This is a genomic window from Actinomadura montaniterrae (genome assembly GCF_008923365.1).
Lineage (GTDB): Bacteria > Actinomycetota > Actinomycetes > Streptosporangiales > Streptosporangiaceae > Spirillospora > Spirillospora montaniterrae.
Window position 1 is genome coordinate 1 of the sequence record NZ_WBMR01000238.1, and the last position, 9,707, is coordinate 9,707.

Sequence of the window (9,707 nt, forward strand, 5' to 3'; positions counted from 1 at the left end):
CTGCCGCCGGAGCGGCCGCGGCGCCGTTCGGGCGCGGGCGCGTCCCACGGGTCGGCGGACGCGGCGAGCGCCGCGGGCGCCGCCGTCTCCTCGACCACGGCCGTGTCACGGCCGCGTCCTACGGCCGACCTGCGAGCCATCCTGCCTCCGCTCGCGCCTCGCCCCCGGTCGGCGCGGTCTGTTGCCTGGGTCCTGTCGCGGTGGTCCTTTCTGAACCCCACCCCGGGCCCAGCGTAACCACGAGCGTCAATTGTTCCAGCGCATCGCGGCGAAGCACACCCCCGGCACGCGGTTGCGGATAATGCAATCCAGCTCAACAGGAACGGGGAAGATTGCCAAACGGTGACGATCCCCTATCCAAGGCTCCGAACGGTGCGCCTGACCAGGTTTCCGGCAAGCGGCGCGACTCGGCAGTTGGTTGGTTACCGGGTGACCGTTCCGACCGCAATCTGTTCCCGAAGGAATCCGGCAAAGTGTCGACTATGCGACATATCGGCACAGAGCACGCCGGGGGCGTCGGGCGTGGCCCCACATGCAACACCTGTATCGCAAATCACACAAGCCCCCGACGCACGGCAGGCCCCACCCGGCGGGTGGGGCCTGGCATCGCGGGCGCACGGCACGGGGCGGCGCGGCGCGGCGCGACGGCGCGGCGCCGCGCGGCTCGGGGCCGTTCAGACGTTGAAGCGGAACTCGACGACGTCGCCGTCCTGCATCACGTAGTCCTTGCCCTCCATGCGCACCTTGCCGGCGGTGCGGGCGGCGGCCATCGAGCCGGCCTCGGTGAGGTCGTCGAAGGAGACGATCTCGGCCTTGATGAAGCCGCGCTGGAAGTCGGTGTGGATGACGCCCGCCGCCTCGGGCGCGGTGGCGCCCTTGCGGATCGTCCAGGCCCGCGACTCCTTCGGGCCGGCGGTCAGGTACGTCTGCAGGCCGAGGGTCGCGAAGCCGATCCGGACGAGCTGCGACAGGCCCGACTCCTCCTGGCCCATCCCCTGCAGCAGCTCCAGGGCCTCGTCGTCGGGCAGCTCGATCAGCTCCGCCTCGATCTTGGCGTCCAGGAAGATCGCCTCGGCGGGCGCGACCATGTCGCGGAGCCGGCCGCGCACCCCCTCGTCGGTCAGCTCGCCCTCGTCCAGGTTGAAGACGTAGAGGAACGGCTTGGCGGTGAGCAGGTGCAGCTCGCGCAGCAGCGCCAGGTCGATGCCGGCCTTCTCGGCGCCCGCGAACAGCGTGATCCCGTCGTCGAGGAGCTTCTGCGCGGCGTTGACGGCGTCGACGACGGCGAGCTTCTCCTTGTCCTTCTTCGTCCGGGCCTCCTTGTCGAGGCGCGGCAGCGCCTTCTCGATCGTCTGGAGGTCGGCGAGGATCAGCTCGGTGTTGATCGTCTCGATGTCGCGGGACGGCGCGACGTCGCCGTCCACGTGCGTGACGTCGGGGTCCTCGAACACGCGGATGACCTGGCAGATCGCGTTGGTCTCGCGGATGTTGGCGAGGAACTTGTTGCCGAGGCCCTGCCCCTCGGACGCGCCCTTGACGATGCCCGCGATGTCGACGAACTCCATCGTCGCCGGGATGGTCTTCTGGGAGCCGAACAGCTCGGCCAGCACGCCGAGCCGGGGGTCGGGCACCCCGACGACGCCGACGTTGGGCTCGATGGTCGCGAACGGGTAGTTGGCGGCGAGCGCGTCGTTCTTGGTCAGCGCGTTGAAGAGGGTGGACTTGCCGACGTTGGGCAGCCCGACGATTCCGATGGAGAGGCTCACGGCCGTCAAGTTTACGGACCCCGGGGACCCGCCGGGCTGCCCGGACGGCGGCCGCGCCGCGGCCCGTTGGCGAACAGTGAGTCGATTGTCCGTTCCGGCGGGCATTCCGGCGCGTCGCGGTCGCGCTTCGCGAGTCCGCTGTCACGATGAAGTAATGGACCTCGCGCTGTTCGCCGGACTGCTCGTCGGCGCCGTCTTCGGCGTCGTCGCCGGGTACGCGCTGGCGACGAGCCGGCAGGGCGCGCTGATCGCGCGGGCGCGGGCCGCGGAGGAGAAGCTCGCCTACGCCGAGGAGCGGATGGCCGAGCACTTCGAGAACCTGTCGGCGAAGGCGCTCGACGCCAGCAACCAGCGGTTCCTGGAGCTCGCGGACGCCCGGCTGAAGGCGGCGGGCGTCGAGGCGGCGGGCGAGCTGCAGCGCCGCCAGCAGGCCGTCGAGCACCTGGTCGCACCGCTGAAGGAGACCCTCTCCAAGGTGGAGGAGCAGCTCCGCGAGGTCGAGACGGGCCGCCGCGAGTCGCACGCGATGCTCGCCAAGCAGGTCGACTTCGTCCGGCAGAGCTCCGACCAGCTGCGGCGGGAGACGCAGGGGCTCGTCCGGGCGCTGCAGCGGCCGGAGGCGCGCGGGCGATGGGGCGAGCTGCAGCTGCGGCGGGTCGTGGAGCTGGCCGGGATGACGCACCACTGCGACTTCGACGAGCAGGCGAGCTCGGCCACGGTGAACGGCACGGTCCGTCCGGACATGGTCGTGCGGCTGGCCGGCGGCAAGAACATCATCGTCGACTCCAAGGTGTCGCTCGCCGCGTACCTGCAGGCCGCCGAGACCGGCGACCCCGTCCGGCTGGACGCGCACGCCCGGCACCTGCGCGACCACGTCGACCGGCTCGCCGCCAAGGCGTACTGGCAGGCGTTCAGCCCGGCGCCGGAGTTCGTCGTGCTGTTCATCCCCGGCGAGGCGTTCCTCGCGCCCGCGCTTGACCGCGACCCCGGGCTGCTGGAGTACGCGATGCGCCGCCGCGTCCACATCGCGACGCCCACCACGCTGATCACCATGCTGCGGACGGCGTCGTACGCGTGGCAGCAGGCCGCGCTCTCGCGCAACGCCCGGGCCGTGTTCGAGCTGGGCAAGGAGCTGTACGAGCGTCTGGGCACCATGGGTCAGCACGTGGACGAGCTGGGCCGCGCCCTTACCGGCGCCATCAAGTCCTACAACCGGACGGTGGGCTCCCTGGAGACGCGGGTGCTGGTCAGTGCCCGCAAGCTGAACGAGCTGGGCGTCATAGACGAGTCCTTGGACGGCCCTCAGCCGGTGGAGGAGAGCCCGCGCGCTCTCTCCGCGGCCGAACTGACGGCGCACGAGGACCGTCCTAACGACCGGGGGCTCTCCGGTCGCGGCGCCTCCGACGACGACGAGCGGCCTCGGCCTGGCGCCGCCTCGGAACCGGTAGGTTTCGGCGGACGGGCCATCCCTGATCAGGATGATCGGCGAGAGAGGTGGCCATGAGCTCATCGACGGCACGCGACGCGCCGGGCGGCGCCTCGCCGGCCTCAGGGGGTCCAGTGGGACGTCAGCGCGCCGCTTCCTCGCCGCGTTCGCACGCCGCCGGGTCGGGCGCCGTCACCCTGACCGGACGCGGCGGCGTCGTGCTCATGTTCGGCGCGGCGCTGGTGTGCGCGCTGCTGTCGCGCTGGCTCGGCGTCGGGCTGCTGGCCGGGGCGGGCTTCGCGATCGCCTGCGCGCTCGCCGCGTTCGCCACCCGCCCCGCCGACCTGCTGACGATCGCGGTGAGCCCGCCGCTGGTGTTCTTCCTCGCGACCGTCCTCGCGGAGATCGCGGACGCGCTCGGCGACGGCTCGCTGCTGCGCGCCCTCACGGTCGGGCTGCTGACGTCGCTGGCGTCGACGGCGCCGTGGCTGTTCTTCGGCACGCTGCTGGTGCTGGTGATCACGATGGTGCGCGGGCTGCCGGCGAACGTGCGGGAGCTGCGCGGCAAGCTCGTCGGGGTCCGGTTGTTCGAGAAGGAGGACAACGAGAACCCCGTCCGGTGGGACGAGTCCCCCACCACGACCGCCGAGCGCCACCTGCACCACGGCGACGTCGACTGAGCGCCGCCCGGAGCGCAGCGGAGGGCGGCGCTCAGTCGACCTCCGAGGGGGGGGGGGGACCGCCCCCCCATGACTCGACTAGACGGGGGTGACGCGGAGGTCCTTGCGGAGTTCCTTCGGCAGGGAGAAGCGCATCTTCTCCTGCACGGACTCGATCTCCTCCGCCTCGCCGTAGCCGCGCTCGGCCAGCCAGGCCAGGACGCCCTGGACGAGCTCGTCCGGGACGGACGCGCCGCTGGTGACGCCGACGACGTCGACGCCCTCCAGCCAGGCGGGGTCGATCTGCTCGGCGTAGTCGACGAGGTGGGCGTCGTCGGCGCCGTGCTCCTTGGCGACCTCGACGAGCCGGACGGAGTTGGAGGAGTTCGTGGAGCCGACCACGATGACGAGCTGGGACTGCGCGGCCATCTCCTTGACGGCGGTCTGCCGGTTCTGGGTGGCGTAGCAGATGTCGTCGGACGGCGGGTCCGTCAGCTTGGGGAACCGCTCGCGGAGCTTCTCGACGGTGGCGATCGTCTCGTCCACCGACAGGGTGGTCTGCGACAGCCACGCGACCTTCTCCGGGTCGCGGACGGTGATGTTGGCGACGTCGTCGGGGCCGTCGACGAGGTGGATGTGGTCGGGCGCCTCGCCGGTGGTGCCGATGACCTCCTCGTGGCCCTCGTGGCCGATCAGAAGGATGTCGTAGTCCTGCGCGGCGAACCGGACGGCTTCCTTGTGGACCTTGGTGACCAGCGGGCACGTGGCGTCGATGGTGCGCAGGTCCAGGCTCCTGGCCTCGTCGTGGACGACGGGGGCGACGCCGTGCGCGGAGAACACCACGATCGCGCCCTCGGGGACCTCCTCGGTCTCGTCCACGAAGATCGCGCCGCGCTCCTCCAGCGTCCTGACGACGTGGACGTTGTGCACGATCTGCTTGCGGACGTAGATCGGCGCCCCGTACTTCTCCAGGGCGATCTCGACCGTCTGGACGGCGCGGTCGACGCCCGCGCAGTAACCACGCGGCTTGGCGAGCAGGACACGGCGCTGGCTGTTGGCGGTCATGCCCCCATCGTACGAGCCGCCCCGCGTCACCGGCGCCGCCCACCCGCCGCGTCTTGTCAGAGGCATCGACTACGTTTCGTATCGTGATGGTTACACATGCGTACCGGTTCGCGCTGGACCCGACCCCTCGGCAGGCGCGGGCGCTGCGGTCGCATGCCGGGGCGGCACGGTTCGCCTGGAACTGGGGCTTGGCCGCGTGCCGTGACCGCTACAGCGGCGAGGGCAAGTGGTGGTCGGGTGCGGAGCTGCACCGGCTCTGGAACACCGTGAAGAAGACCGACCCTGCTTTGGCGTGGTGGGGTGAGAACTCCAAGTGCGTGTATCAGGAGGCGTTCCGAGATCTGGAGCGGGCACTGCGCGAGTTCGTCCGGTTCCGCAAGGGTCTCCGTAAAGGGGGTCGCCTGGGGTTTCCCCGGTTCAAGAAGCGAGGCAGGTGCCGGGATTCGTTCCGATTCGGTTCGGGGGTCATGCGGTGCGCGGGCCGAACGGTGACCCTGCCGCGGCTGGGGACGATCGCCACACACGAGTCCACCCGCAAACTGGCCCGCCGCCTGGAGAACGGGACGGCGCGGATCCTGTCGGCCACAGTGTCGCGAACCGCGCACCGCTGGTTCGTGTCGTTCACGGTGCAGGTCGACCGGCACGTTCCGGAGCGGCACGTCCGGCCAGGCAGCGCCGTGGGCGTCGACCTGGGCGTCGCGACGCTGCTGACCGCCGTCGACGACCGCGGCGGCGTGACAGAGATCGCCGGCCCGAAAGCGCTGCGGGCGGGGCTGCGGAAACTCCAGCGGCTGAGCAAAGCCCACTCACGCACGCAGCACGGGTCGGCCAACCGCGCCAAGGCCGTCAGACGGCTCGCCCGCCACCACGCCCGCGTCGCCGACATCCGGTCGGACGCGCTCCACAAGGCCACCACACACCTGGCCGCCCGCTATGAGACCGTCGTGGTCGAAGACCTCAACGTCACCGGCATGCTCGCCAACCGCCGGCTCGCCCGCGCGGTCTCCGACCAGGGCTTCGGCGCGGCGCGGCGCATGCTGGAGTACAAGACCAGGTGGAACGGCGGACGGCTGGTCGTAGCCGATCGCTGGTTCCCGTCCTCGAAGACCTGCTCGGGCTGTGGTGGGCGAAAGCCAAGCCTGTTCCTGTCCGAGCGGACCTATCGGTGTGAGGCATGCGGCCTGGTATTGGGCCGGGACGTCAACGCCGCGATCAACCTGCGCGACCTCGCCGCCAGTGGGGCGGAGAGCCAAAACGCCTGCGGAGGCGATGTCAGACCCGGCCCAGCCGGGCGACCGCCCGCGAAACAGGAACCCGGCACCGCGCCCCGCGTGGATCAGACCGGGACCGCCGCCGCGCAAGCGACGGCCGTCCCGTGTGGCAGATGCTCGCATCCTCCACACGCGGATGACGGTAAAGCTCTGGTGAAGCCCGCTGTGTGACCCACTCCACGCGGCTTTTGGACAGAATTCCATTAACCCGGGGTGACCCTGCTCGCACCCATGGGGCAGAGTGAGACACGAGAAGACTATTGCCGCATGTGCGTGATCAGGACGGCAGGAAGAGGATGACCATGACGAGATCGCCGCGCCGCCTCAAGCAGCAGGTCCAGGACGCGGTGGGCGAGCAGGTCCGCGATCTCCCGCTGCACGCCGTCCGGCTGGCCATGTTCGGTGTGGGCCGGGCGCTGCTGCTCGGCGACCGGGTGAGCCGCGACTACAAGGAGATCACCGAGGGCGACGGCGTCGGCCCGGTGATCGGCCGGCTGCGGAACGACGTCCGGCACACCGCGGAGAAGGTCGTCGGGAAGGTCGTGGAGACGGTCCGCGGCGGGGACGAGGAGCCCGAGCCGGAGCCGCGGCCGCGGACCCGCACCCGGCCGGCCAGGCCGGCGGCGGAGCGCGGGACGGTCCGGACGGCGCAGCGCCGCGCCGCCGACGGGGAGATCTCCGTCGGCAAGCCGGCCGCGAAGCCCGCTCCGAAGCCCGCCCAGGACGACGCCCCGGTCGCGAAGCCCGCGCCGGAGCCGAAGCCCGCCGAGCCGCGTCCGGAGCCGGAGGCGCAGGCCGAGCCTGCTCCGAACCCCGTCCCGGAGGCGGACCCGACGCCCGCGTCCCGCGCGGGCAAGGCCGCGGACGAGGGGCCGTTCGACCCGAAGCCCGAGCTGAGGCCGGCCGCGCCGGCGGAGGCCGAGCGGGCGGCGGAGGGCCTGCCGGTGCCGAACTACGACGAGGCCACGCTGCCGCAGCTGCGCGCGCGGCTGCGCGGGCTGTCGGCGGACCAGGTGAAGCTGCTGCGCGAGTACGAGCGCAAGCACGCCGCCCGCCCCGAAGTGATCAAGATGTACGAGAACCGGATCGCCAAGCTCAACGGGCTCAACTGATCCGGTAGCGCGAGTGTCGAGGCCCGTCCGGCCGGGTGCCGGGCGGGCCTCGGCGCGTCTAGCGGACGAGGCTGTCGCCTAGGGGGCTGCGCATGTAGAGGACGGACCGCCCGGCGCGGGTGCGGTTCAGGAGGCCTCCGGCGTGCAGGGCGGTCAGGTGGTGGCTGATCGCGCCGGGCGTGACGCCGAGCCGCCGGGCGAGGTCGGTGGTGGACGCGGGGGCGGCCAGCATGACCAGCAGTTCCGCGCGGCGGGCCCCGACGATCCCGGCGAGCGCGGCGGGCCCGGCCGGGGCGGCGTGCTCCCAGATCGCGCCGCGGCCGCGCGCGGGGTAGCAGATCAGGGGTGGCGGGCCCTTTTCGTCGATCATGGTGATCGCGCCGCGCAGGAACAGGCACGGGACGAGGACGAGCCCGCGGCCGGCGACGTCCACGGCGCGTTCGGGCGCGAGCCCGGAGGGGACGGCGAGCCGGACGAGCCCCGGCGTCCAGGTGATCCGGTCGTCCAGTTCGGCGAACAGGGCGGCGGCTCCGCCGAAGGTCAGCCGCCGCGCCCGGTGGACGAGGTCGGCCTCCAGGACGGCCCGCATCCGCGTCCAGTACGGCTCGACGCAGGCGTCCCAGTACGCCTCGAAGGCGGTGCAGATCCGGTCGAGGAGGGCGGACGGGTCGCCGCTCAGCACCGGCGGGACGGGGACGTGCCGGTACGCGGCGGTGATGTCGTGCCGGACGATGCCGGGCGGCGTCTCCCGCAGGACGGCGAGGTCGTCGGCGATCTCGTTGCCGATGCCGGACGGGCGCGGGGTGAGGAAGTCGGGGATCCAGCCGTGCGGGGCGTGCAGGACGTCCAGCAGGTCGGTGTCGAGCCGGGCGTACGCGGCGGCGGTCTCCCGGACCCAGGGCAGGTGCTCGGGGTGCTTGCCCGGGAACACGCGCGGACGCAGGCTGAACACCAGCTCGAACAGCGGCGACATCCCGAACGACGTCTCGGCGAGGTCCTGGACGCCGAGTCTGAACTCGTACATTGAGCAATAGCGTAAATCCATTCCGGCCGGCGGGCCGCGCGGTTGGGATGGGCGCATGACGACGACCTCCTCCCGGTCCCCGAGCGTCGCGGGCCTGGCGCGGCATCCGGTGATCCGGGTGCTGTCCGCGGCGATGCTGGTCAACACGCTCGGCAACGGCCTGTTCATGACCACCAGCGCGCTGCTGTTCACCCGGGCGGTCGGCATGTCGCCGTCCCAGGTCGGCGTCGCGCTGGCGCTGGGCGGGGTGTTCGGCATCGCGGCGGGGGTGCCGATGGGCCGGGTCGCCGACCGGTTCGGGGCGCGTCCGACGGTGGTGGCGCTGCTGGGCGCGGAGGGGGTGCTGATCCTCGGCTACACGCAGGTGCGCTCGTTCTGGGCGGCGGTACCGCTGATCTGCGGCGTCACGTTCCTGGACCGGGGTGCGAGCGCCGTCCGCAACGCGCTGGTCGCGCACGCGCTGCCCGCCGGGCTGCGGATGCCAGGGCGGGCGTTCCTGCGGATGATGACCAACACCGGCGTCGGTGTGGGGGCGGCGCTGGCGTCGGTGGCGCTGGTCGTGGACACCCCGGCCGCCTACCGGACGGTCGTGGTGCTCGACGCGGTGACGTTCGCGGGGGCGGCGCTCCTACTGACGCGGGTCCCGGCGGGGCGCGCGGTGCGGGACGCGGCGTCGGGCCGTGCCGGGTTCGGCGCGCTGACCGACGTCCCGTACCTGGTCATCACCGTGCTGGGCGGGGTGCTGGTGCTGCAGCAGGGGATCCTGGAGGTCGGCGTCCCGCTGTGGGTGACGCGGGACACGCACGCGCCGCGGCTGCTCGTCTCGGCGTGCCTGGTGCTGAACACGGCCATGGTCATCGCGTTGCAGGTGCGGATGAGCCGAGGCGTCGAGGACCCGCGGGTCGCGGCCCGGGCGTGCCTGCGCGCGGGGACGCTGATGGCGGTCGGCTGCCTGCTGTTCGGGCTGGCCAAGGGCCCGGACCCGTGGACGGCGTCGCTGCTGGTCCTGGCGGCGCTGGCGGTCCAGACGGTCGGCGAGGTGCTGTGCGCGGCGGGCACGTGGGCGCTCAGCTACGAGCTGGCGGACGAGCGCGCACACGGCGTCTACCAGGGCGTCTTCAACAGCGGTTTCGCGGCCGGGGTGCTGCTTGGCCCGCTCGTCGTCACGCAGACGGCGCTGCGCCACGGCATGGCCGGCTGGGTCGTCTTCGGAGCGGTCTTCCTGGTGACGGCGGTCGCGTTCCTCCCGGCGGTCCGCTGGGCGGCGGCGCACCGTCCGTTCGCGGTGCCGGAACCAGGGCGCTGACACCGGCGCGGGGGGGGGGGGGGGGGGGGGGGGCCCCCCGGGGGGGGGGGCGCCGCCGGGCACGGGGGGGGGGGGGGC

Annotated in this window: 8 protein-coding genes; 5 read left to right on the forward strand and 3 right to left on the reverse strand. The window is 72.4% G+C overall.

Going from position 1 to position 9,707, the window contains the following annotated elements; translation table 11 throughout:
- Positions 1–674: 674 nt before the first annotated feature.
- Positions 675–1,766: a redox-regulated ATPase YchF gene (gene ychF, locus F9B16_RS42750; RefSeq protein WP_151545982.1), complete on the reverse strand. Its 1,092-nt coding sequence runs from the start codon at positions 1,764–1,766 to the stop codon at positions 675–677.
- A 154-nt stretch (positions 1,767–1,920) separates the two neighbouring features.
- Here ychF and F9B16_RS42755 point away from each other — a divergent pair, with 154 nt between their 5' ends.
- Together F9B16_RS42755 and F9B16_RS42760 are read left to right on the forward strand one after the other, a co-directional pair.
- Positions 1,921–3,270: a DNA recombination protein RmuC gene (locus F9B16_RS42755; RefSeq protein WP_151545983.1), complete on the forward strand. Its 1,350-nt coding sequence runs from the start codon at positions 1,921–1,923 to the stop codon at positions 3,268–3,270.
- A gap of 56 nt (positions 3,271–3,326) precedes the next feature.
- Positions 3,327–3,872, forward strand: a complete 546-nt coding sequence (locus tag F9B16_RS42760) for a DUF6542 domain-containing protein (RefSeq protein WP_225992442.1) — start codon at positions 3,327–3,329, stop codon at positions 3,870–3,872.
- 78 nt (positions 3,873–3,950) lie between these two features.
- Here F9B16_RS42760 and F9B16_RS42765 read toward each other — a convergent pair whose 3' ends face one another.
- A complete protein-coding gene (locus F9B16_RS42765; RefSeq protein ID WP_151545984.1) occupies positions 3,951–4,916 on the reverse strand; it encodes a 4-hydroxy-3-methylbut-2-enyl diphosphate reductase in 966 nt (321 codons plus the stop codon).
- Between the two features lie 86 nt (positions 4,917–5,002).
- On the opposite strand from F9B16_RS42765, the gene tnpB reads away from it, so the two are divergent.
- A complete protein-coding gene (gene tnpB / locus F9B16_RS42770) occupies positions 5,003–6,358 on the forward strand; it encodes an IS607 family element RNA-guided endonuclease TnpB (RefSeq protein WP_225992444.1) in 1,356 nt (451 codons plus the stop codon).
- Between the two features lie 131 nt (positions 6,359–6,489).
- Positions 6,490–7,299, forward strand: coding sequence for a hypothetical protein (locus F9B16_RS42775; RefSeq protein ID WP_151545985.1), 810 nt, complete (start codon positions 6,490–6,492; stop codon positions 7,297–7,299).
- 58 nt (positions 7,300–7,357) lie between these two features.
- Here F9B16_RS42775 and F9B16_RS42780 read toward each other — a convergent pair whose 3' ends face one another.
- Positions 7,358–8,323, reverse strand: coding sequence for an ArsR/SmtB family transcription factor (locus F9B16_RS42780; protein WP_151545986.1), 966 nt, complete (start codon positions 8,321–8,323; stop codon positions 7,358–7,360).
- A gap of 55 nt (positions 8,324–8,378) precedes the next feature.
- Here F9B16_RS42780 and F9B16_RS42785 point away from each other — a divergent pair, with 55 nt between their 5' ends.
- Entirely contained in the window at positions 8,379–9,629 is a 1,251-nt protein-coding gene (locus F9B16_RS42785) for an MFS transporter (protein ID WP_151545987.1), read from the forward strand.
- The last annotated feature ends 78 nt before the right edge of the window (positions 9,630–9,707 follow it).